The 22,920-nt window shown below is 64.4% G+C and carries 22 protein-coding genes; 11 read left to right on the forward strand and 11 right to left on the reverse strand.

Translation table 11 applies throughout. The features are described from left to right. Nucleotides 1–56: 56 nt before the first annotated feature. Genes XI06_RS11145 through XI06_RS11155 form a run of 3 tightly spaced genes read right to left on the reverse strand, consistent with a single transcriptional unit; the run spans nucleotide 57 to nucleotide 3,442 of the window. Nucleotides 57–1,136 carry a D-TA family PLP-dependent enzyme gene (locus XI06_RS11145; protein ID WP_271605311.1) on the reverse strand — a complete coding sequence of 360 codons (1,080 nt, stop codon included), beginning with the start codon at nucleotides 1,134–1,136 and terminating at the stop codon, nucleotides 57–59. Nucleotides 1,137–1,139: 3 nt separating this feature from the next. Then, nucleotides 1,140–2,948 (reverse strand): ABC-F family ATP-binding cassette domain-containing protein, encoded by a 1,809-nt coding sequence (locus XI06_RS11150; protein WP_271605312.1) that lies wholly within the window; start codon nucleotides 2,946–2,948, stop codon nucleotides 1,140–1,142. Between the two features lie 2 nt (nucleotides 2,949–2,950). Further along, nucleotides 2,951–3,442: a YaiI/YqxD family protein gene (locus XI06_RS11155; RefSeq protein ID WP_237858507.1), complete on the reverse strand. Its 492-nt coding sequence runs from the start codon at nucleotides 3,440–3,442 to the stop codon at nucleotides 2,951–2,953. A 107-nt stretch (nucleotides 3,443–3,549) separates the two neighbouring features. Here XI06_RS11155 and XI06_RS11160 point away from each other — a divergent pair, with 107 nt between their 5' ends. After that, the gene (locus XI06_RS11160) at nucleotides 3,550–4,350 is read left to right on the forward strand and encodes a hypothetical protein (protein WP_237858505.1); all 801 of its coding nucleotides are present in this window, start codon (nucleotides 3,550–3,552) and stop codon (nucleotides 4,348–4,350) included. A 101-nt stretch (nucleotides 4,351–4,451) separates the two neighbouring features. Here the strand turns inward: XI06_RS11160 and XI06_RS11165 are convergent, their stop codons facing one another. After that, nucleotides 4,452–6,824 carry a xanthine dehydrogenase family protein molybdopterin-binding subunit gene (locus tag XI06_RS11165; RefSeq protein WP_271605313.1) on the reverse strand — a complete coding sequence of 791 codons (2,373 nt, stop codon included), beginning with the start codon at nucleotides 6,822–6,824 and terminating at the stop codon, nucleotides 4,452–4,454. A 211-nt stretch (nucleotides 6,825–7,035) separates the two neighbouring features. Between XI06_RS11165 and XI06_RS11170 the strand changes: the two genes are divergently transcribed. Both XI06_RS11170 and XI06_RS11175 read left to right on the forward strand, forming a co-directional pair. Beyond that, nucleotides 7,036–8,109, forward strand: a complete 1,074-nt coding sequence (locus tag XI06_RS11170) for a Ppx/GppA phosphatase family protein (RefSeq protein WP_237869475.1) — start codon at nucleotides 7,036–7,038, stop codon at nucleotides 8,107–8,109. 1 nt (nucleotide 8,110) lies between these two features. Further along, nucleotides 8,111–8,791 (forward strand): RlmE family RNA methyltransferase, encoded by a 681-nt coding sequence (locus XI06_RS11175; RefSeq protein WP_271605314.1) that lies wholly within the window; start codon nucleotides 8,111–8,113, stop codon nucleotides 8,789–8,791. Nucleotides 8,792–8,836: 45 nt separating this feature from the next. On the opposite strand, the gene XI06_RS11180 is transcribed toward XI06_RS11175, so the two are convergent. Beyond that, the gene (locus XI06_RS11180) at nucleotides 8,837–9,535 is read right to left on the reverse strand and encodes a winged helix-turn-helix transcriptional regulator (protein ID WP_271605315.1); all 699 of its coding nucleotides are present in this window, start codon (nucleotides 9,533–9,535) and stop codon (nucleotides 8,837–8,839) included. 196 nt (nucleotides 9,536–9,731) lie between these two features. On the opposite strand from XI06_RS11180, the gene XI06_RS11185 reads away from it, so the two are divergent. Both XI06_RS11185 and XI06_RS11190 read left to right on the forward strand, forming a co-directional pair. Further along, nucleotides 9,732–10,547: a class I SAM-dependent methyltransferase gene (locus XI06_RS11185; RefSeq protein ID WP_237858496.1), complete on the forward strand. Its 816-nt coding sequence runs from the start codon at nucleotides 9,732–9,734 to the stop codon at nucleotides 10,545–10,547. A gap of 176 nt (nucleotides 10,548–10,723) precedes the next feature. Continuing rightward, nucleotides 10,724–10,993: a hypothetical protein gene (locus XI06_RS11190; protein WP_237869473.1), complete on the forward strand. Its 270-nt coding sequence runs from the start codon at nucleotides 10,724–10,726 to the stop codon at nucleotides 10,991–10,993. A 71-nt stretch (nucleotides 10,994–11,064) separates the two neighbouring features. Here the strand turns inward: XI06_RS11190 and XI06_RS11195 are convergent, their stop codons facing one another. Next, nucleotides 11,065–12,555, reverse strand: coding sequence for an MFS transporter (locus tag XI06_RS11195; protein ID WP_237858495.1), 1,491 nt, complete (start codon nucleotides 12,553–12,555; stop codon nucleotides 11,065–11,067). 436 nt (nucleotides 12,556–12,991) lie between these two features. On the opposite strand from XI06_RS11195, the gene guaB reads away from it, so the two are divergent. From guaB to XI06_RS11210, 3 genes are all read left to right on the forward strand, one after another. Further along, nucleotides 12,992–14,485 (forward strand): IMP dehydrogenase, encoded by a 1,494-nt coding sequence (gene guaB, locus XI06_RS11200; RefSeq protein ID WP_237858494.1) that lies wholly within the window; start codon nucleotides 12,992–12,994, stop codon nucleotides 14,483–14,485. 202 nt (nucleotides 14,486–14,687) lie between these two features. Then, nucleotides 14,688–15,722: an NADP-dependent oxidoreductase gene (locus XI06_RS11205; protein WP_237869472.1), complete on the forward strand. Its 1,035-nt coding sequence runs from the start codon at nucleotides 14,688–14,690 to the stop codon at nucleotides 15,720–15,722. 193 nt (nucleotides 15,723–15,915) lie between these two features. After that, nucleotides 15,916–16,215 (forward strand): hypothetical protein, encoded by a 300-nt coding sequence (locus XI06_RS11210; protein ID WP_237858492.1) that lies wholly within the window; start codon nucleotides 15,916–15,918, stop codon nucleotides 16,213–16,215. A gap of 8 nt (nucleotides 16,216–16,223) precedes the next feature. On the opposite strand, the gene XI06_RS11215 is transcribed toward XI06_RS11210, so the two are convergent. After that, entirely contained in the window at nucleotides 16,224–17,066 is an 843-nt protein-coding gene (locus tag XI06_RS11215) for a metallophosphoesterase family protein (RefSeq protein WP_271605316.1), read from the reverse strand. Nucleotides 17,067–17,134: 68 nt separating this feature from the next. Continuing rightward, entirely contained in the window at nucleotides 17,135–17,752 is a 618-nt protein-coding gene (locus XI06_RS11220) for an acriflavin resistance protein (RefSeq protein WP_271605317.1), read from the reverse strand. 156 nt (nucleotides 17,753–17,908) lie between these two features. On the opposite strand from XI06_RS11220, the gene XI06_RS11225 reads away from it, so the two are divergent. Both XI06_RS11225 and XI06_RS11230 read left to right on the forward strand, forming a co-directional pair. Next, nucleotides 17,909–18,331 (forward strand): MAPEG family protein, encoded by a 423-nt coding sequence (locus XI06_RS11225; RefSeq protein WP_271605318.1) that lies wholly within the window; start codon nucleotides 17,909–17,911, stop codon nucleotides 18,329–18,331. A 35-nt stretch (nucleotides 18,332–18,366) separates the two neighbouring features. After that, on the forward strand, nucleotides 18,367–19,668 hold the full coding sequence (locus XI06_RS11230; RefSeq protein WP_271605319.1) for an RsmB/NOP family class I SAM-dependent RNA methyltransferase: 1,302 nt from the start codon (nucleotides 18,367–18,369) through the stop codon (nucleotides 19,666–19,668). A 97-nt stretch (nucleotides 19,669–19,765) separates the two neighbouring features. On the opposite strand, the gene XI06_RS11235 is transcribed toward XI06_RS11230, so the two are convergent. The 3 genes from XI06_RS11235 to XI06_RS11245 form a co-directional block, all read right to left on the reverse strand. Then, nucleotides 19,766–19,975: a cold-shock protein gene (locus XI06_RS11235; RefSeq protein ID WP_027532363.1), complete on the reverse strand. Its 210-nt coding sequence runs from the start codon at nucleotides 19,973–19,975 to the stop codon at nucleotides 19,766–19,768. Between the two features lie 262 nt (nucleotides 19,976–20,237). After that, a complete protein-coding gene (locus tag XI06_RS11240; RefSeq protein WP_237858484.1) occupies nucleotides 20,238–20,570 on the reverse strand; it encodes a DHCW motif cupin fold protein in 333 nt (110 codons plus the stop codon). A 218-nt stretch (nucleotides 20,571–20,788) separates the two neighbouring features. Then, nucleotides 20,789–21,160, reverse strand: coding sequence for a nuclear transport factor 2 family protein (locus tag XI06_RS11245; RefSeq protein WP_237869460.1), 372 nt, complete (start codon nucleotides 21,158–21,160; stop codon nucleotides 20,789–20,791). 148 nt (nucleotides 21,161–21,308) lie between these two features. Here XI06_RS11245 and guaA point away from each other — a divergent pair, with 148 nt between their 5' ends. After that, on the forward strand, nucleotides 21,309–22,907 hold the full coding sequence (guaA, locus tag XI06_RS11250) for a glutamine-hydrolyzing GMP synthase (RefSeq protein WP_271605320.1): 1,599 nt from the start codon (nucleotides 21,309–21,311) through the stop codon (nucleotides 22,905–22,907). Nucleotides 22,908–22,920: the final 13 nt, after the last annotated feature.

Raw genomic sequence — 22,920 nt, forward strand, 5'->3', positions numbered from 1 at the left:
TGGGACACAAAGTCGTGGGCCCGCTTCGCTTGGGCCCACCCCACGGCAGCGGCGATCTACCGCAGTTTCCCTCGCGCCGCCACCGGCAGCGTACCGATGATCTCGTCGCCGCGGACCATCAACACCTCGTCCATCATGTTGACGACGACACAAACGTGGTTCGGGACGATGCGGACGACGTCGCCGACATTGGGCCGCGTGTTGCTGCGGGAGAGATCGAGGAAGCCGTGCTCCTCGGCGAACTTCGCGATCTTGGCTTCGGGGTGCTCCAGGATCAGGCCGTGGCCATCGAGGCCGCCGGTGTCCGTCGTCAAGGTCTTCGAGCCGGCATCGAGAATGCCGCGCTCGGGGGCGGCGCGGCTCACCACCGTCGAATAGATATGCAGCGCGCAATCGTCCCAGGTGGCGGAGCCGGCCGCGACCTGCATGCGGTCGTTGTAGATATAGGTGCCGAAGCGATGCTCGGTGCCGCCTTTGAGCTTGCCGATGTTGACGAGGTTTGGCGTGCCGCCGGTCGAGACGATTTTTGCGTCCAGCCCGTGCGCGTGCACGCCGGCGAGCGCCTCGTCGTAGAATTTCTGCGCATCCGCCCAGCCGGTCTCGGTCGGATACAGCATGAAGCCGGCGAACGCGAGCCCCTTGGACGCCGCGATCTCGCGCGCCAGCGCAATCGCTTCCGCCGGCGTCTCGACGCCCGCACGCTTGCGACCGGTGTCGCATTCGACCACGACCGAGAGCGGGCGGCCCGAGGCCTCGGCGGCCTTCGGCAAGCCCGCGACGACCGTCGAATTATCGGCGGCGACCGTCATCCTGGTCTTGGCATTGAGCGCGCCGAGCCGCGCCATCTTCTCTTCGCCCAGGAGATTGTAGCTGATCAGGATGTTGTCGATGCCGGCATTGGCCATGATCTCGGCCTCGCCGATCTTCTGGCAGGTGATGCCCTTGGCGCCGGCCGCGACCTGCATCTTGGCAATGGTCGGGTTCTTGTGCGTCTTGATGTGCGGGCGATTGGCAACGCCGGCGTCATCGCAGGCCTTCTGGATCCGCGCGATGTTGCGCTCGACCTTGTCCATGTCGATGACAGCACAAGGCGTGCCGTATTCGCGGGCGATCTTGGCGGCGAGGGGTGTGGTCATGGGTTAAGCCTGTTCAATTTCTTCGCGGAGCATTTCAAGTTCAAGCCAGCGCTCTTCGGCAGCGGACAGTTCTTCATGCGCCTTGGCGATGGCGGCCGACGTGTCGTCGAATTTCTTGCGATCCCTGGCATAGAGATTGGGATCGTCGAGGACGCGTTGCAGACTGGCGATATCGGCGTGCAACGTTTCCATCTTCTTCGGCAGCGTCTCCAGCGCGTGCTTCTCGTTGAAGCTCAGCTTCCTCTTCGCTGAGGCGGGGACAGCGGCGCGTTCCTCTTTCTTTTCTGCTGGCGCCGGGGTCTTCGTGGTCTCACGCTTGAGATCCGCGCCGCGCTGCGCCAGCATGTCGCTGTAGCCGCCGGCATATTCGATCCACTTGCCGTTGCCCTCAGGCGCGATCACGGAGGTGACGACGCGGTCGAGGAAGTCACGGTCATGGCTGATGAGGATGACCGTGCCCTCGTAGTCGCCGAGCATTTCCTCCAGCACGTCGAGCGTCTCGAGATCGAGATCGTTGGTCGGCTCGTCCAGCACCAGGAGGTTTGATGGCTTGGCGAGCGCACGCGCGAGCATCAGCCGTCCGCGCTCACCGCCGGAGAGCACCTCCAGCGGCGTGCCGCGTTGCTCCTGTGCGAACAGGAAGTCCTTCATGTAGCCGACGACATGCTTGGGCTTGCCGCCGACCATGACGTGATCGCCGCGGCCGCCGGTCAGCGCTTCGGCAAGCGTCGATTTGGGGTCGAGGCTTTCGCGGTGCTGGTCGAGCGTTGCCATCTCCAGATTGGCGCCGAGCCGCACCGTCCCGGAATCCGGCTGCATGCCGCCGGTGAGCAGATTGACCAGCGTGGTCTTGCCGGCGCCGTTCGGCCCAATGATGCCGAGCCGGTCGCCGCGCTGGATGCGGGTGGAGAAATTGTCGACGATCACGCGATCGCCAAAGGCCTTGGTGATGCCCTTGGCCTCGATCACCAGCTTGCCGGATTGTTCGGCCTCGGTCGCGGCGAGACTGGCTGTGCCGGCGGTGCCGCGATAGTTGCGGCGCTGGTCGCGCAGCGCATGCAGATTGGCGAGCCGCTTGACGTTGCGCTTGCGCCGGCCGGAGACGCCGTGGCGTAGCCAGTGCTCCTCGTCCACGATCTTGCGGTCGAGCTTGTGTTGGTCGCGCTCTTCTTCCGCCAGCACCTCGTCGCGCCAGGTCTCGAACGAGGCAAAACCGCGATCGATCTGCTTGATCTTGCCGCGGTCGAGCCAGGCGGTGGAGCGCGAGAGGTTGGCGAGGAAACGCCGGTCGTGGCTGATGATGACAAGCGCGCTGCGCCGGGAGTCGAGCTCCTTTTCCAGCCATTCGATGGTGGAGAGATCGAGATGGTTGGTCGGCTCGTCCAGCAGCAGGATATCGGGCGAGGGAGCCAGCACGCGCGCCAGCGCCGCACGGCGCGCTTCGCCGCCGGAGACGTTGGCCGGGTTCTCGTTGCCGGTGAGCCCAAGCTGTTCGACAAGGTAGCGGGCCTGGTACGGATCGTCGCCCGGTGCAAGCCCGGCCTCGACATAGGCGAGCAGAGTCTTGTGCTCGCCGAAGTCAGGCTCCTGCGGCAAATAGCGGACGGTGGCACCGGGCTGCACGAAGCGCGTGCCGCTGTCGGGCTCGACGAGGCCGGCCGCGATCTTCAACAGCGTCGACTTTCCGGAGCCGTTGCGGCCGATCAGACAGACGCGCTCGGATGGCGCGACGTTGAGCTCGACGCCGGACAGCAGCGGGGTGCCGCCGAAGGTCAGCTTGATGTCTTTCAGTTGAATCAGCGGGGGCGCCATGACTAGCCCTGACTCGTAGCAGCCTGGTCGGCGCGGCGGCGCTGGATCCGTCGCAGCGTCTGGTCGAGCGCCGAGAGAAAGGCGGAGCGGTCGCGCGGTGCGAACGAGCGCGGGCCGCCGGTGACTTCGCCGGCCGAGCGCAGATCCGTCATCAGATTGCGCACCGCCAGCGTCATGCCGATCGATTCCTCCGTGAACGGCTTGCCGTTCGGCGCGATCACGTCGGCGCCGGCCTTCACGCAGCGGCTCGCCAGCGGAATGTCCGAGGTGATGACGACATCGCCGGGCCTCGCCCGTTCCGCGATCCAGTCGTCGGCCGCATCCATGCCCGAGCCGGCCGCGATGCGCTCGATCAGGGGCTCGTGCGGCACGCGGATAAAATTGCCGGCGACCACGCTCACCGGCACGCCGTGGCGGAGCGCGACGCGATAAATCTCGTCCTTCACAGGGCATGCGTCGGCGTCGACATAGATGCGGGTGGGGGTGTTGGTCATTCGCCGCGTGGTACCGCATTCGGGCCGCAAAGGCGAGGGGATTGACCGGTGTTCCCCGGGGCCTACGATCAGCCCCGAAACAACAAGAATTTTGGGGAAGCCAAGCCATGCCGAACCGGCTCGAAACCTGGCGCGTCGAGGCCTACAACACCGCCAAACAGTCCGAAAACAAGATGCATGACGACACGGTGGCGCGCCGCTTCGGCTTTTCCGGTGGGCTGGTCCCCGGCGTCGACGTCTTCGCCTACATGATGCACGTGCCGGTGGCGCGCTGGGGCCGCGATTTCCTCTCCCGCGGGCTGGTCGAGGCCCGCTTCATCAAGCCTGTCTATGACGGCGAGACCGCCGACGTCGATGCGACCGAGCACAACGGCCTGCTCACGATCGAGGTGTTCAGTCGCACCGAGCTGTGCGCCACTGGCACTGCCTCGCTGCCGGCGGCGGCGCCAGTGGTGTCATTGGGCGACTATGTCGAAGTCCCCGCGGTCGCTGAGCGCAAGCCGGTCAGCCCCGACATCTTCGAGGTGGGCAAGTGGCTCGGCACGGCGCCACGTCGCTGGGCCGGGCAGGACGCGAGCGACTATCTCGCCGACATCAGGGAGACCGATCCGATCTTTGCGCGCGAGGGCCTCGGTCATCCCGGCCTGATCCAGCGCGTCATGAACCGCGTGCTGGTCGACAACACCATTCTGGGCCCCTGGATTCACGTCGGCAGCCGCATGCAGCTCTTGTCAGCCGCGCGCGCCGGCGACGAGATAGTGGCGCGGGCAAAGGTCACCGCGAATTACGAGAAGAAGGGCCACCGCTTCGTCGAGCTCGACGCGCTCGTCGTCGCGAATGGTGCGACCCCGATCGCGTACTGCCAGCACACCGCGATCTACCAGCCGCGCGAGCAGGCGGCGGCGTAGCATCCAGCACCGTCATTCCGGGGCGGTCCGTCAGGACCAAACCCGGAATCTCGAGGTTCCGGGTTCGATGCTTTGCATCGCCCCGGAACGACGAATGTCGCCTACGCCGCCTTCCCCTTCGCGTCCTGGATCGCGCGCCACACCCGTTCCGGGGTCAGCGGCATGTCGATGTGCTTGATGCCGTGGTCCGAGAGCGCGTCGAGCACCGCGTTCACCACCGTCGACAGGCTGCCGGCGCAGCCGGCTTCGCCGCAACCCTTGCTGCCGAGCGGATTGGTGGTGGCCGGCACCGGGTGATCGCCGACCGTCATGTTCGGCACATCCTCGGCGCGCGGCAGCGCGTAGTCCATCAGCGAGCCCGTGATCGGCTGGCCGCTCTCGTCGTAGCGGACATGCTCCATCAGCGCCTGGCCGATGCCCTGGACCACGCCGCCATGGAGCTGGCCCGCGACCAGCATCGGGTTGATCACGGTGCCGAAATCGTTCACCGCGCTGTAGCGCACGATCTGCACCACGCCCGTCTCAGGATCGACCTCGACCTCGGCGACGTGGCAGCCGTTCGGGAACGCCGAGGCGATGGGATCGCTGGTGTGATCAACATCGAGCGAGTCAGGCACACCATCCGGCATTTTGCCGTCATGCAGCTTCTTGGCGAGCTCCATGATGTCGATGCTGCGGTCAGTGCCGGCGATGGTGAAAGCGCCATCGGCGAATTCAATGTCGGCCTCCGAGGCCTCCAGCATATGCGCGGCGGCGCGCTTGCCCTTCTCGATGACGAGCTTTGCGGCGCCCACGATGGCCTGGCCGCTCGCGGTGATCGAGCGCGAACCGCCGGTGCCGTTGCCGGTGTGAACGATGTCGCTGTCGCCCTGCACGAGCTTCACGCTCTCGAAGGGAACGCCAAGCTGCGCACACAGCACCTGAGCGAACGGCGTGGCGTGGCCCTGGCCGTAGTCGAGCGTGCCGGTGATGAGCTGCACGGTGCCATCGGGATCGAACACGATCTTGCCGAGTTCGGGGCCCGGCGGCGCGGTGACCTCGAGATAGGAGCCGACGGCAATGCCGCGCAGCTTGCCGGCCTTCTTGCTCTCCTTCTTGCGCTTGGCAAAATTCTCGTGGTCGGAGATTTCCAGCGCTTTGTTGAACACGGCCTGGAAGTCGCCGCTGTCATAGGTGACGCCTGACGAGGCCGGGAAGGGCATCTGGTTCGACTTGATGAAGTTGCGCTTGCGCATCGTCAGCCGGTTGATGCCCATCTCGTCGGCGGCACGGTCGATCAGCCGCTCCATGTAGTAGTTGGCCTCGGGCCGGCCGGCGCCGCGATAAGCACCCATCAAAGTGGTGTTGGTCAAGACCGTCTTGATGTCGATCGCCATTAGCGGCGTCCGGTAGACGCTGGAGAAGTTCTTGCCGGTGTTGAGCGAAAGCGGGCTGGGCGCAACGCCGGTGATATAGGCGCCGAGATTGCCGTAGCCGGACAGTCTTGCTGCGAGGAAGTGCCCCTCGGCGTCGAGCGCCAGCTCGGCGTGGATCTTCTGCGCGCGGCCGTGGCTGTCGGACAGGAAGCTGGTCGAGCGCTCGTCGAGCCACTTCACCGGGCGTCCCAGTGCCTTCGCGGCGTACAGGATGCACATGTACTCGGGATAGTTGACGTTCTTCATGCCGAAGGAGCCGCCGACATTGGCGGTGAGGATTCGCACCTTGTCGTTCGGCACCTTCAGGTTCTTGGCAAGGTTGGCGCGGTTGCCCGCGACGCCCTGGGTCGGCATCTGGATGGTGTAGCGCTCGGTCTTCTTATCGTAGGAGGCAAGGCCGACGCGCGGTTCCATCGACACCACGGCGACACGGGTGTTCTCGATGTCGACCTTGGTGACATGGGCGGCGCTGGCGAAGGCCGCGTTCACCTTCTCCGTGTCGCCATAGTGATAGTCGAGCGCGACATTGTTGGGGATGTGATCGTAAAGCCGCGGCGCGCCCGGCTTGGCAGCTTCCTCGGGATCGGTCACCGCCGGCAACGGCTCGATGTCGAGCTCGACTGCCTCGGCCGCATCGCGCGCCTGCGCCAGCGTCTCCGCGACGACGAAGGCGACGGGATCGCCGACGAAGCGGACCTTGTCGGTTGCCAGCGGATGGCGGTTGGTCTGGAGCAGGGGCGAGCCGTCGCGACTCTTCAGCGGCAGACCGCAGGTGAAGGGGCCATAGCCGGCGGCATTGAGATCCGTCCCGGTCCACACGCCCAGCACGCCCGGCATCGCCTTGGCCGCGTCAACGCCGATGCCGCGGATCATGCCATGGGCATGGGTGGAACGGACAATCACGGCATGGGCCTGGCCGGGCAGATTGAAATCGTCGGTGTAGCGGCCCTTGCCGCGCACCAGCGTGTCGTCCTCCTTGCGGCGGACGGGCTGCCCGACCCCATATTTTTGCAGTGCAATAGCGTTTTCGAGCGTGGACGATTTGGTGTGTTCTTGCATGGAATTGACCTGAAAAGCCGGCAATTGCGCGATTTGGGGGCGCCTGGAGGACCGGACCCGCCAAAAATAGCCCACGGTCCCGTTCACGACAACGCACGAATGGGCATGGTCCTATGTGATGCGATGTTGCGCATGCCAGCCGCGCTGCTAATGTTTCAGGCGAAAAATCAATTCCGGATCGGCCCCTTAGGGTCGTGGAAAGACAGTTTGTATGAATGACGACACGCGGCTCCGCGACGGCCTTGCGCCGCACGGTGAGCTGGAGGGGTCGATGGCGGCGGTGGCGTTGGCCACGGAGCCTGCAGTCCCTGCGCAGGCGCCGGGAACCGGCGTCTATGCGGCGCTGGACCTCGGGACCAACAATTGCAGGCTCCTGATCGCCTGTCCGACTCACGATGGTTTTCGCGTGGTCGATTCCTTCTCGCGCATCATCAGGCTCGGCGAGGGCGTCTCGGCGACGGGATGCATCAGCGAGGCTGCGATCGATCGCGCCATCGCCGCGCTCAGCATTTGCCGGGACAAGATCAACCTGCGCAAGGCCAAGCGGCTGCGGCTGATCGCCACCGAAGCCTGCCGCGCGGCCTCGAATGCGGAAGGTTTTCGCAGCCGCGTCGCGGCCGAGACCGGCATCGAGCTGGAGGTGATCGACCGCGAGACCGAAGCCGCGCTCGCGATGCTCGGCTGCTCGCCGCTGGTCGATCCCAGGGGCCGCGGCGCCATCCTGTTCGACATCGGCGGCGGCTCGACCGAGCTGGTGCGGATCGAGCGCGACCCGCAAGATCCGGAGCCGCGGATCAAGGCGTGGATGTCGATCCCGCTCGGCGTCGTGACGCTGGCCGAGCAATTTGGTGGTCGCGACGTGACGCCGGCGATCTATGCCGCAATGGAGCAGGAGGTCGCCAATCACGTTGCGCCGTTCGCTGCGGAGCACGGCCGCGATCTCACCGACATGCATCTGCTCGGCACGTCGGGCACCGTGACGACGCTCGCCGGCATCCATCTCAATCTCGTGCGTTACGATCGCCGCCGCATCGACAGCATCTGGATGAACGATCCCGACATCACCGCGACCATCAACAAGCTGCTCGGCATGAGCTACGAGGAGCGCGCGGGCAACAGCTGCATCAGTGTCGAGCGTGCTGATCTGGTGCTGGCTGGCTGTGCCATCCTCGATGCCATCAGGCACGCGTTCCCGCTGCCGCGCCTGCGCGTCGCCGACCGTGGCCTGCGCGAGGGCATGCTGGTCGAGATGATGCGCGAGGACGGCGCGCTCAGGAGCTGGTGAGATGGCGAAAGACACCACCGGCCGCTTGCACGTCCAGGTCAAGACCGGCGGCAAGCGCAAGCTGTCGTCGAAGCTGTGGCTGGAGCGGCAGCTCAATGATCCCTATGTCGCCAAGGCGAAGGCCGCGGGCTATCGCTCGCGTGCCGCGTTCAAGCTACTGGAGATCGACGACAAGTTTCGCTTCTTAAAGCCGGGCATGGCCGTGGCCGATCTCGGGGCCGCACCCGGCGGCTGGAGTCAGATCGCGGCCAAGCGCGTCGGCTCGGTTGAAGGCAAGGGCAAGGTCGTCGCCATCGACCTGCTGGAGATGCCGGAGATTCCCGGCGTCGATTTCGCGCAGCTCGACTTCATGGACAACGACGCGCCCGACAAGCTCACCGCGATGCTGGGTGGCGGCGCCGATGTCGTGATGTCCGACATGGCCGCCAACACCACCGGCCACCGCAAGACCGACCAGCTCCGCATCGTCGGCCTGGTCGAGACGGCGGCTGCCTTCGCATGCGATGTGCTCAAGCCCGGCGGCACGTTCCTCGCGAAGACCTTCCAGAGCGGCGCCGACGCCGACCTGCTCGCGCAGCTCAAGCGCGATTTTGCGACGGTGCGTCATGTCAAGCCGGCCGCAAGCCGGCAGGATTCCTCCGAGCGCTATGTGCTCGCGACGGGGTTTCGTGGGCCCAGTTAGAGTGCGCCGATCATCGGCGCTGCGATTGGTTTGGACGCTCGAGCCTTAGGCCACTTTTTTCTCGAAATTGGCATACACGCTGAGCTTCAACCAAGCGCGGAGGTCGGTGGCCAGCTTGCTGCTCCCGGTCAGGACAAGCCGACCATCATCCGACATCTGGTCGGCAGTTACGTATCCAAGCCAGATCTCGGTCATCGATTGAAGATCCGTCGACACGTAGAGATCGACATCGAAGCCTGGATCGACGAGGCAGAGGTCAACGTCCTTGTTCGGCTCCACGATCAGCCAATAGTTGCGCTCCGAGTTGGGTCTGTCCTTGAAAATGAATTGGATGGTGTTGCGGCGTGGCGGCATCGGATCGGTATTGAGAGTTCGCCTGACGTCCCACATCAAAAGATTGGCATCGAGGTTCTTCAAGGTTGCTTCTGTCGTCACCCATCTGTGGCCCCAGGCGCCGATGGCTTCGATGATTGGGCGCAGCTCCGTCCCCGCTTCGGTGAGATGATATTCGTGGACGCCGGAGTCCCGCTCTACGGCGACGCGGGTGACGATGCCCGCGGCTTCGAGCTCTTTGAGTCGCTTGGATAGAAGAGCAGGCGACATGCTGGGGACGCCTCGCCGCAGCTCATTGAACCGGGTCGATCCCATTACCAGCTCTCGCAAGACAAGCAGCGTCCAGCGAGAGCAAATGATTTCGGCTGCCATTGAAACTGGGCAGAACTGATTGTAGCCGCCATCCGCCATTCGATTGCTTCCTTTCGGCCAGTCGTCTCCGAGGTCGCGAGGCTAGGAGGAAGTCGACAGATTGGCCAGTACAGAATCTGTACCGCTCCGGTTCAGTTACGGAACTGGATGCCTTCGGGCAGTTATGGCTCGCTGTTGTCCAATCGCGAGATGCGATGCCGCTTCCGGCGGGTTGCCGGGCAACAGGAGATGACTGATGTCAGTGACGACGCTCCCCCTCGACTATACTTCCATCAAACAACGACAGCGCACGGTCTGGTCGGCAGGTGACTATGCGATGATCGGGACCACGCTTCAGATCGTGGGCGAGCGGCTGTGCGAGGCTCTCGATCTGCGGGCTGGGAGCCGCGTGCTCGATGTCGCCGCCGGTAACGGAAACGCGACGCTCGCCGCTGCGCGCCGCTTCGCGCAAGTCACGTCCACCGACTATGTCGGCGCGCTTCTCGAGCGGGGTCGGGAGCGCGCCGCCGCCGAACGCGTTGCCGTCGATTTCCAGGAGGCCGATGCCGAGGCCCTGCCGTTTCCCGACGGCAGCTTCGATACTGCGTTGTCTACATTCGGCGTCATGTTCACCCCAGATCAGGATAAGGCGGCGGCCGAGCTCGTGCGTGTGGTGCGCCGCGGTGGAAAGATCGGGCTCGCCAACTGGACGCCGGACGGATTCATCGGTCAGCTCCTCAAGCTCGTCGGAAAGTATGCGCCGCCGCCGTCCGGCGTTAGGTCGCCGACGCTATGGGGCACCGTCGCGCGGCTTGGCGAGCTGTTTCCCCGTCAGCAGATCAATGCCTTGGAGCAGACGTTCACTTTCCGGTACCGGTCTCCGGCCCATTGGCTTGACGTTTTTCGTTCATTCTACGGTCCCACCAACCGCGCATTCGCCGCGCTGGATGCGGACAAGGCAGCGGCGCTGGAGGCCGACATTCTCGATCTGCTGGAGAAATCGAATTGGGGCGATCGCGGCGACCTCGTCGTTCCCAGCACCTATCTCGAGGTGGTCGTTACGATCACGTGAGTGCTGGATGAACGACGGGGCCACGACTGTCCGGTCCGTGGGCCGCACGAAAGTCCCGGCGGTCGAGTGATCATTGGATCGAACAGGTAGAGGCCTCGCTACAGACGGGCAGCGGCCTCTACGCACCGGTCACATTTCGGGCCATGCAGATTCATGGCCTACGCAGGAGTGACTCCATGAGATGTTGTGCCGACGTTCGCGACACGAACCAAAAGTGTCTCACCGAACAAGAAAGTATCGAGGAACGCTTTCTCGAACAATTCGCTCTGCTTGAGGACGGTTTGGCACATCTTCAACTTCAGATGCGCCGCATGTCGGAGGGCGCCAAGCAGTTTGGCAGCCTCGCGAGGCAGATGCGGCGAGCAACCTATCCCGCAGATCGCGGCGACGAAGGCATGTCCAGTCGGTTCGAGAACCGCGGAGGTCATTCGGTCAAAGGCGAGTAATCCTTTTCCGAGCCTGGCGCGGATTGAGCGACGGTTTCCGCGCTCCGAATCTGAGCGATTGGTATCGTGGGCTACCCCAGCCGCTGATCGCGCATGTCCTGCGTATCTTCGGTGGCCGCCTTCACCGCAGCGCTCGCGGCGCTCTTCGCCGCGCCCTTGCGGCTTGCGACCTCAATCGCCTTGCGGCCGGAGATCTCGTGGCCTGCATCGCTCGGCATCTGCCAGAAGAACCAGCTCGAGGCCGCCGAGGTCAGCGCCACCACGACAAAGGCCGGCATGAACACGGTGGCATTGAGCTCGCTGACATGGTTCAGCCACATCGTCGTCTCCACCGAGGCGGCGCCGACCGCGACGCCGGCGGAGACGGCGAGCTGCTGGTTGACGCTGACCAGCGTGGTGGCGCGGCTCATCTGCGGGCTGTCGACCTCGGCATAGGCCACCGTATTGATCGCGGTGAATTCGAGCGAGCGGAAGAAGCCGCCGACCACCAGGATGACCATGATGATCAGCAGCGGGGTCGTCACCGTGAACAGCGCGCAGACGCCGAGGAAGAACGCGCTGACGATCGCATTCACCGTCATCAGATTGCGGAAGCCGAAGGCGCGGATGAGGCGCGCCGCCAGCGTCTTCATGCCCATCGCGCCGAGCGAGGAGGAGAAGGTGACAAGGCCGGAATGGAACGGCGACAGGCCGAAGCCGATCTGCATCAACAGCGGCAGCAGAAAGGGCAGGGCGCCGATGCCGAGCCGGAACATGAAGCCGCCGATAATAGCCGCGCGCAATGTCGGCAAGGTCAGCAGCGAGAAATCCAGCACCGGCGAACCCGTCCGTCGGGCGTGAATGACGTAGAGCGTCATCGAGATCGCGCCGCCCGCAACCAGGGCCGCCACCGTGCTCCAGGGCAACAGATTGAGGCCGGCGACCGAAAGACCGAACGCGATGCCGGCAAGCCCGACACCGGCGAGCACCATGCCGTAGAGATCGAACTTCTCCTGTGTCTCGCTCTTGATCGGCTCAATGAACTTCAAGGCCATGAAGATGCCGAGCAGTCCGATCGGGATGTTGATCAGGAAGATCCAGTGCCACGACGCGTAGGTCGTGATGAAGCCGCCGAGCGGCGGGCCGATCACGGGGCCTATCAGGGCAGGGACCGTCACCCAGGCCATGGCGTTGACCAGCGCGCTCTTGTCGACCGAACGCAGCAGCACGAGGCGCCCGACCGGCGTCATCATCGCCCCGCCCATGCCTTGCAGGATGCGTGCGACCACGAAGCCGGTAACCGAACCTGACAGCGCACAGCCGACCGAGCCGATCATGAACACGCCGACCGCGATCGCGAACACCATGCGCGCGCCAAACCGGTCGGCGGTCCAGCCACTCGCCGGGATGAACACGGCGAGTGACAAGAGGTAGGACGTGATCGCGAGCTTCAGCGTCAGCGGGCTGGTGCCGATGTCGGCCGCGATCGCCGGCAGCGAGGTGGCGATGACGGTGGAATCCATGTTCTCCATGAAGAGAGCCGTGGCCACGATCAGCGGAATGATGCGTTGCTTGTCGAGCATGTCGGGTTGGTCACGGAAATGGAGCGGAAGGGCGAGAATTTTGGCTTATCATCGCCATCCCGGCGGGACTATTGCGGATGAACGCATAGCACCTAAATCCTGAACCCACCCCCTTTGTCATTCCGGGGCGCGCCACTTGGCGCGAGCCCGGAATCCATTGGGCCGCAGGGACCGCTGCGGAATGGATTCCGGGCTCGCGACTTCGTCGCGCCCCGGAATGACCGTATGGATGGGCAATCCCCGCCGAATTTGCGCAAAAAAGCCTGTGCATGGCTGGCCAGCGGTCCGATTTGCTTTGATTCGTCACGCGGACATGCTATCGACCCGCGTCAACCCCACCGATGGGCTCCGATTCTCAAGGCGATGCCGCAAGGTACGCCGAGGGCGGCGCTCATCCATAATCGTTTGCGGCACGGCCGCAGGAAGGAGTTGGCATATGGCCACGGTGCAACTTCAGGGCATCCGCGAAGCTTTTACGTTCGATGACGTGCTGTTGAAGCCGGGCCTGTCCGACGTCATGCCGGGCGAGGTCGACATCCGCTCCCGCGTCACCCGCGCCATTCCACTCAACATCCCGATCATGGCCTCCGCCATGGACACCGTCACCGAAGCCCGCATGGCCATCGCCATGGCGCAGGCCGGCGGCCTCGGCGTCATCCATCGCAATTTCGATCCCGAAGGCCAGGCCGCTCAGGTGCGGCAGGTCAAGCGCTACGAGTCGGGCATGGTGGTTAACCCGCTCACCATCAGCCCCGAGGCCACGCTCGACGATGCGCTCAAGCTGATGAGCGATCACGGCATCTCCGGCATTCCCGTCGTCACCGGCGCAAGCAAGGCGACGCCCGGCAAGCTGGTCGGCATCCTCACCAACCGCGACGTGCGTTTTGCCACCGACCGCCGGCAAAAAGTCTCCGAGCTGATGACGCGCGAGAACCTCGTCACGGTGCGCGAGAATGTCAGCCAGGACGAAGCCAAGCGGATGCTGCACCATCACCGCATCGAGAAGCTGCTGGTCGTCGACGATCAATATCGCTGCGTCGGCCTGATCACCGTCAAGGACATCGAGAAGGCCGTCGCCCATCCGCTCGCTTGCAAAGATGCGCAGGGGCGCCTCCGCGTCGCCGCCGCCACCACCGTCGGCGACACCGGCTTCGAGCGCACCGAGCGCCTGATCGATGCCGGCGTCGACCTCGTCGTCGTCGACACCGCGCACGGCCATTCCCGTCACGTGCTGCATGCGGTGAACCGCATCAAGCGTCTCTCCAACTCCGTGCAGGTCGTCGCCGGCAACGTCGCGACGTCGGACGGCGCGCAGGCGCTGATCGATGCGGGCGCTGATTGCATCAAGGTCGGCATCGGCCCGGGCTCGATCTGCACCACGCGCATCGTCGCCGGCGTCGGCGTGCCGCAGCTCACCGCGATCATGGATGCGGTCGAGGCCGCCAAAAAGTCCGACATCCCCGTCATTGCCGATGGCGGCATCAAGTTTTCCGGCGATCTCGCCAAGGCGCTCGCCGCCGGCGCTGACATTGCGATGGTCGGCTCGCTGCTCGCCGGCACCGACGAGACGCCCGGCGAAGTGTTCCTGTGGCAGGGCCGTTCCTACAAGGCTTATCGCGGCATGGGCTCGGTCGGTGCGATGGCGCGTGGATCTGCCGACCGCTACTTCCAGCAGGACATCAAGGATTCCCTCAAGCTCGTGCCTGAAGGCATCGAGGGCCAGGTGCCCTACAAGGGCCCGGTCGGCAACGTCATGCACCAGCTCGCCGGTGGCCTCCGCGCTGCCATGGGCTATGTCGGCGCCAAGGACATGAACGAGCTGCACGCGAAGGCGCAGTTCGTCCGCATCACCGGCGCGGGCCTGCGCGAAAGCCATGTCCACGACGTGACCATCACGCGCGAGAGTCCAAATTATCCGGGCGGCGGTTAGTCGCTTCGGCTGCGTGCCGGTTTTCTTCGCTGTCATTCCCCGCGAAGGCGGGGAATCCAGTACGCCGCAGCTTCTCGGCTAAATCACTATTTTCTCTGGACTGGATCGCCCGCCTTCGCGGGCGATGACACCGAGCGTGTTGGGATTTGCTTCATTCCCGCGTACCTCCTAAATGACTGCAACAAGCAATCAGGAGGAAGCCATGTCCCAAGTTCAACATAGCGCCAAACGCATCGTTCTCGCCGCGCGTCCCGTCGGCGAGCCCAAATCATCCGATTTTCGTCTGGAGGAATTCGCGGTGCCGACGCCGGGCGCTGGCGATGTTCTGCTGCGCACGATCTGGCTTTCGCTCGATCCCTATATGCGCGGGCGCATGAGCGACGGTCCGTCCTATGCCGCGCCGGTGCCGGTCGGCGGCGTGATGGAAGGCGAGGCGGTGAGCGAAGTCGCGGCCTCCAACAATCCTGATTTTGCCAAGGGCGACATCGTGCGCGCACGGACTGGCTGGCAGACGCACGCGATCTCGAACGGCAAGGGTCTCATCAAGGTCGATCCCAAGCTCGGTCCGATCTCGACCTCGATCGGCGTGCTCGGCATGCCCGGGATGACCGCCTACACGGGCCTGCTCGACATCGGCAAGCCGCAAGCCGGCGAGACCGTCGTCGTCGCCGGTGCCTCCGGCGCAGTCGGCTCCGCGGTCGGCCAGATCGCCAAGATCAAGGGCGCACGTGCGGTCGGCATCGCCGGCGGCAAGGACAAGTGCGACTACGTGGTGAAGGAGCTTGGGTTCGATGCCTGCATCGATCACCGCGATCCTGATCTGGCGGCGAAGCTGAAAGACGCCTGCCCGAAAGGCATCGACGTCTATTTCGAGAATGTCGGCGGCGCGGTGTTCGAGGCGGTGTTCCCGCTGCTCAATCCGTTCGCGCGCGTGCCGGTCTGCGGCCTGATCGCGCATTACAACGACACCGAAGCCAAGCCGCCGAAATGGGCCGCATCGATGATGCGCGCGACGCTGACCAAGCGGCTGACCTTCCGCGGCTTCATCGTCTCCGACTTCGCCTCGCGCCATGGCGACTTCCTGCGCGACATGTCCGGATGGGTCCGCGATGGCAAGGTGAAGTACAAGGAGTTCGTCACCGACGGCCTGGAGAGCGCTCCCGGCGCCTTCATGGGGCTCCTGAAGGGCGCCAATTTCGGCAAGCAGCTGGTCCGGGTCGGGCCAGACAAGGCGTAGAGCCATTGCTTTTAGCGTCTCCAGGAGGCCTGAGGCGTCCTGGAGTTGCGCCTTTGCCACATACCAGACGTCGCTGGTTAACAAATAGTTACCGATCGGCCACACCTGCCCGTAAAAGGCGCAGCGTGTGACCGAGGGTTCATTGACGCCAAGGCGAAGGCATTGAATCATCGCGCATATTTCAGGTGCTGCGATGTTAGAGATCGGTATTTTCTGCGTAATCCTGCTGGCTGCCGGCTATTGGGCGGCCATGTATGTCATGGGCCGCCATGACGACGTCATCCACGGCAAGTTCGTGCACAGCGAGGAGGAGGGCGAGTCTGCTGCTCCCGCGATGCCGGCGCCTCCGCCGCGCTTTCCGAAGCCATCGGTCAGGACGACCGACCGCGTCAACGTGGTCCCCGCCAATGGTCCGGCGCCGCAGCCGGTGAGCAGCGAGGCGCTGCAGTCGTTGCTGGCTGCAATCCAACACGATCTCAAGAGCTTCGCCTGAGAGCTGAGCTAGTGCTCGCCGCCCATCTGGGCGAACAGCTCTTCGATGTCGATATCGACCTGGCCCGCGGCGCGGACGTGGCGGACTTCAAAACTGTCTGACGCGAAGCGGTACTCGACGAGACCCGTCTCCTTGATCGCGATCCGATCCTGGCGTGTGTCATTGATCTTGAAGCCGGCTGAGGGCGCCCAGACGTGCCTGACGTGGCGGGACGTGAAGTCGCGGCGCTGATGCACGTGACCGCTGGCGACCAGGCGGAGATCGGCGCGCGCGAACATCTCGATCAGCCGCGCGCGCGCCGGCTGCGGCACGTAGCGGATCGAGGTCTCCGGGAGTTCAGGATCGTCGGGCAGGTTGAGAAACAGCGGCTTGTGGATGAACAGCGCGACCGGCCTGCCGTCCACCTCGGCGATCTCCGAAGCGAGCCAATCGAACTGCTCGGCCTCGAACGCGAGCCCTGAATTCATCACCAGCGAGTTGAGGCCGATGAAGCGCCAGCCGGCAGCATCGAATGACCAATGGTCCTCGCCGATGATGTCGCGAAATTGCTGGCGGTGCGCCTCGGTGACCGGCGGCTTCGGCGCCGGCCCGAGCGCCGTCGGATTGTCACCGATGTCGTGATTACCAGGGATGTAGCGACAGTCGACGGGCAGGGCAGCGTGCAGGCTCTTCGCGAACGCCACATCGTCGCGGCTCGTCGGTCCGTCGAACGACACGTCGCCGGTGTTGATGACGAGATCGGGCCTGCTTGCATCGATGTGCTCGCTGACCGCCTGGAAGTTTGCGATCAGGCCGGGAAAACGCCGGCCGAGATGCGTGTCAGAAATCTGCGTGATGCGAAATTCGGACATGCGCGAAGTATCATCTAGCCAAACGTCGGAACGATGACATCGGCGCAAGATCGGCGATGAAACAAAGTTTAAAGCACGCGATAGCGGATCGTGTAGGCGTCCTGCTGCGCGACGCTGCCCGCCACGGGCGAGGCGATGCGGTCGGCGAGATGCCAGGGGCCGAACTGCTCGGTGCGATGCGGCTCGGCCGGCAGGCGCAGGCGGAACTCGAACGTGCCCTTGCCCGGCAGGTTCACCACCAGCATGCGGTCGGCGGTGCGATGGGTGAGGGCGACCGCGCCGCGCAGCACCGCGCGTCCGTCAGTGAGGTCGCTGACGCCGTTGACCAGCGCAAGTGTCTGGTTGCGATCGGTGTGCAGCTCGATCTGAGCGTCGGCGGACGCGGCCGTCAAGGTTTCGCGTGGCATCCGGATCTCGAACTCCACCGCCGGCTTGGACGGGTTGAGGCCGAGATAGGCAAGCGCGGCGTGGCGCATGTCGAAGGCAACGAACGCGAGCAGCGCGGCTGCCGCGAGCACCGCCAGTCCGTGCCTGACGACATCGCGCCAGGTGCGGTAGGCCAGGCGGAAATAGACTGTCATCGCCAGCGCGACGGCGAGCGCCGCGGCGACGCCTGACAGCGCCGACATCCAGATGCCGAGCTGGCCGTCGGCGGATTCGGACCAAAGGCTGGACAGGGTGCTCATGGCGGCTCGCTTCGAAGGCCCGCAATGGGGCAAAATCGCTTTAACAATCGCTGGTTGGTCGCGGACTCGGGAACGCTGGTTCAACTCCCTGATTGTCAGCGTGAGAAGTCGCGGCTAATGACGGTCCGCGGCATACCGCCTCACGGGAAAGTTCCGATGTCCGTTCAAATGGTCCTGCTGCCTGTTTTCGTGCAGATCGGGCTGACCTTCGCGCTGCTGATCGGCATGGTGTTCGGGCGGCGGAAGGCGCTGGTCTCGGGCGAGACCAAGATCCGCGACATCGCGCTGGGCGAGCCGAACTGGCCGAAGGGCGCCACGCAAATCGCCAATTGCTACCGCAACCAGTTCGAGCTGCCGGTGCTGTTCTACGCCCTCATCGCGCTGGCGCTGCCGCTCCGCCATGCCGATCTCTTCATCGTGCTGATGTCCTGGGTGTTCGTGGTGACACGCTTTGCCCATGCCGGCGTGTTCGTCACCTCGAACGATCTCGGCCGGCGCTCTACGGTCTGGCTTGCCGGCGTGCTCGTGCTGCTGGCGATGTGGATCTACTTCGCACTCAAAATTCTGTTGCTGATCTAGGCGTTTGCTCGCCGATCCTGATCTGAAAGATTCAAATGACTCCCGCTGCCCGGCTGTCCGCAGCCATCGAAGTGATCAACACCATCGAGAAGGACCGCGTGCCGGCGGCGAAAGCGCTGAAGGAGTGGGGCACCGCGCACCGCTTTGCCGGCTCCGGCGACCGCGCCGCCATTGCCGGTCTCGTCTGGGACGTGCTGCGCCGCTTTTCCTCCAGCGCCTACCTGATGGATTCCGATACCGCCCGCGCGCGGCTGATCGGCATGCTCCGCCTCGAGCGCAACATGGACACCGCGACCATGGCCGCGATGTTCGACGGCAGCCGGTTTGCACCTGAACCACTTACGGACGCCGAGCAGGCCGCGCTCAGCCATCGCTCGCTGAAAGACGCGCCCGCCGCGATCGCCGGCGACTATCCGGAATGGCTCGATTCCCATCTTGCAAAAGTGTTCGGCGAGGACCGCGCCGCCGAGGCGGTGGCGATGGCGAGCCGGGCGCCGCTCGACTTGCGCGTCAACACGCTAAAATCCAATCGCGACAAGGTGCTGAAGGCGCTTGCTCATCTTCATGCGAAACCGACGCCGTGGTCGCCAAACGGCCTGCGCATCGAGCTTTCAGCCGATGCGCGCAACCCCGGCATCCAGGCGGAAGAGGATTTCATCAAGGGCGGCATTGAAGTGCAGGATGAAGGATCGCAGCTTGCGGCCCTGTTCACCGCAGCAAAGCCGGGCGAGCAGGTGATCGATCTCTGCGCCGGTGCCGGCGGCAAGACGCTGGCGCTCGCCGCCCTGATGCAGGGCAAGGGTCGCCTCATTGCCACCGATCGCGACAAGCGCCAGCTTGCGCCGATCCACGAACGCCTGTCGCGCGCCGGCGTCCACAATGCCGATGTCCGCACCCCCAAGGGCGAGGCCGATCCGCTTGAAGATATCCGCGCCACCGCCGACCTCGTCGTCATCGACGCGCCCTGCACGGGAACCGGAACCTGGCGCCGCAACCCCGATGCCAAATGGCGCATGCGGCCGGGCGCGCTCGAGATCCGCCTGAAAGACCAGGCCGAGGCGCTGGAGCGCGCGGTTCCGCTGGTGAAGCAGGGCGGCCGCATCGCCTACATCACCTGCTCGGTACTGTCGGAGGAGAACGGCGAGCAGGTGAGGGCCTTCATCGCCCGGCACCCGGAGTTTGCGGTGGTGCCGCCGGAGCAGACCGCGAGCGTGCTCTGGGACAAGGCCGAGGACTTCGCACAAGCCGCGCTGCAATCGCCTGAGGGCTGGCTGATGACGACAAGGCGCACGGGGACGGATGGCTTCTTCGTGTCGGTCCTGAAGAAGGCGAGCTAATCCCCAAACAAAAACCCCGCGAACCGGATCCCGGTCGCGGGGTTTCTTGTCTCAACACTCTGCCGGTACGTCCGTGGTCAGAGCGTCTGCGCGGCCACTAGCCGGCGCGGAGGTTGTCGGCCGAGGACTTGCCGCTGCGGCGGTCCGCGACGATGTCGAAGGAGACCTTCTGGCCCTCGTTGAGGGTCGACAGACCAGCGCGCTCGACGGCGCTGATGTGAACGAAGACGTCCTTTGCGCCGTCATCCGGCTGGATGAAGCCAAAGCCCTTTTGGTTGTTGAACCACTTCACGGTGCCCATTGCCATAGTCATTTCCTTTCAATTGACGATGCACTCAGGGGGACAAATGCGCATTTTGCGCCCACGTCCCGATTGGTCGATTTTGGAGAAATACCTGAAACGTGCTCGCCCATTGGAAATGAGACGGAGCGGCCCAGTCGTTCGGCCAAGGATCGATCATCACAATCTAGCGATTTTTTGGGGCAACTTCAAGGCGGCACGCCCAGACAGCGAGTCGCGCGACATTTGCTATTTTGCGCTGCACACCGGGCCCTGAAAGACAGTTCCGTCAATCCACGATGAAGAGCGTCGCGCCCACTGATGTCGAGGAGCGATGCGCGGCATCCCCGAAATCCGACACCTGGTAGCTCATCCCCGGCGTCAGCTTGAACTTGCGCCCGTCGCGCAGCTCGCTGTCGAGCTCGCCCTTGAGCACGTAGAGCACGTGCCCACGATCGCACCAATGATCGGCCAGATAGCCCGGCGAATACTCGACCATCCGCACGCGGAGCTCGCCGATATCAAGCGTGCGCCACAGCGCGTGCCCGGTCTCGCCGGGATGCCTGGTGGCTTCGACCTTGCTCCAGTCGGTGACGGTGAACGGCGAGGCGGGGAGTTTCATGGGTGGGTCCTGTTTCAGAGCCGGCGAGGCCGTTGTTAGCGCACGCGCGCGCCCCAGTCTCCGTTGTTGCAAGCTTGGGGCACATGCGTCCCTCGCTCTCGCTGTCATCGCCCGACTTGATCGGGCGATCCAGTATTCCGAGACGTCCGTGGTTCATCGAAAAGCCGCGGCGTACTGGATTCCCCGCCTTCGCGGGGAATGACAGCGGTGGTTGGCACTCACCCCACCAGATGGTTCGCCGATCCCTGCACGATCAGCCCCGCATCATTCACTCGCAGATACTCGCAGATCCTTTTTCCGCGCTCGTTCTGGTAAAACACCACCAAACTGTCGGGGCTGACGAACACGTCGATCAGCGAGAAGTGCAGCTTCGGCAACAACCCCAGCGCCTTGCTCCAATAGGCACGCAGAGCATCCTTGCCGCGCACGGTGCCGCTGGCATCGAACCCCATCGCGGGGATGCGGTCCGAGGTCATCACGGTGGCATCGTCATAGAGCGTGAGCACGCGCTCGAGATCGCGCGCATTCCAGGCCTCGACCCAGGTGCGGCCGAGTGCGGCGAGCGTTGAAGGCTGATGGAATTTCGACATGGCGTTCTCCCTGATCGGCCCCTGGTTCGCGGCGAGGCAATTAGGTCAATAATACTTACCTATATCCATTTGTCCATGCCCAAAGAAGCATGTGGGCGCGCGCAGAGGCGCGGTTGCGGGCCGGGGGCTCATCGCGTATTGGCTTGCCATGACAGCAGCACAGAACGACCGCTCCGCGTCGACGCCCTCGGTGGCCTCGGCGCACGACAAGATTCTCATCGTCGACTTCGGCAGCCAGGTGACGCAGCTGATTGCGCGTCGCGTGCGCGAGGACGGCGTCTATTGCGAGATCGTCCCGTTCAACAAGGCCGAAGAAGCCTTCAAGGAGATGAAGCCGAAAGCGGTGATTCTCTCCGGCGGGCCTGAGTCGGTGCATGAGGCCGGCTCGCCCCGCGCGCCGCAGCTGATCTTCGCCTCCGGCGTGCCCGTAATGGGCATCTGCTACGGCCAGATGACCATGGCCGCCCAGCTCGGCGGTGAGGTCGAGGGCGGCCATCACCGCGAATTCGGCCGCGCCGACGTCGAGGTCAAGGCCGACAGCAAGCTGTTCGAGGATGTCTGGTCGTCAGGCAGCAAGAACCAGGTCTGGATGAGCCATGGCGACCGCATCACCAGGATGCCGCCGGGTTTCTCCGTCGCCGGCACCTCGCCGAACGCGCCGTTCGCGATCATCCAGGACGAGAAGCGCAAATATTACGGCCTGATGTTCCACCCCGAAGTGGTGCACACGCCCGACGGCGCCAAGCTGATCCGCAATTTCGTGCGCAAGATCGCCGGCCTCACCGGCGACTGGACCATGCGCGCCTTCCGCGAGGAGGAGATCGCAAAGATCCGCCAGCAGGTCGGCAAGGGCAAGGTGATCTGCGGCCTCTCCGGCGGCGTCGATTCCGCCGTTGCCGCCGTGCTGATCCACGAGGCCATCGGCGATCAGCTCACCTGCGTGTTCGTCGATCATGGCTTGCTGCGTCTCGACGAGGCCAAGACCGTCGTCGACCTGTTCCGCCACCACTACAACATCCCGCTCGTGCACGTGGATGCGTCCAAGCAATTCATCGGCGAGCTCGAAGGCGTCACCGATCCGGAAACCAAGCGCAAGACCATCGGCCGCCTCTTCATCGAGGTGTTCGAGGCTGAGGCCAAGAAGATCGGCGGCGCCGACTTCCTCGCGCAAGGCACGCTCTATCCTGATGTGATCGAGAGCGTCTCCTTCACCGGCGGCCCGTCGGTGACGATCAAGTCGCACCACAATGTCGGCGGTCTCCCTGAGCGCATGAACATGAAGCTCGTCGAGCCCTTGCGCGAGCTGTTCAAGGACGAGGTCCGCAAGTTAGGGCGCGAGCTCGGCCTTCCCGAAATCTTCGTCGGCCGCCACCCGTTCCCGGGCCCGGGCCTCGCCATCCGCTGCCCCGGCGACATCACGAGAGACAAGCTCGACATCCTGCGCAAGGCCGATGCCGTCTACATCGACCAGATCCGCAAGCACGGCCTCTACGACGAGATCTGGCAGGCCTTCGCCGTGCTGCTCCCCGTCAAGACCGTCGGCGTCATGGGCGACGGTCGCACCTATGATTATGTGGTCGGCCTGCGCGCCGTCACCTCCACCGACGGCATGACCGCGGACTTCTACCAGTTCGACATGAAGTTCCTGGGCGAGACCGCCACGCGCATCATCAACGAGGTGAAGGGCGTGAATAGGGTGGTGTACGACGTGACCAGCAAGCCGCCGGGGACGATTGAGTGGGAGTAGGGGGCATGATTGT

It is taken from the genome of Bradyrhizobium sp. CCBAU 11434, from assembly GCF_028128895.1.
Lineage (GTDB): Bacteria > Pseudomonadota > Alphaproteobacteria > Rhizobiales > Xanthobacteraceae > Bradyrhizobium > Bradyrhizobium zhengyangense.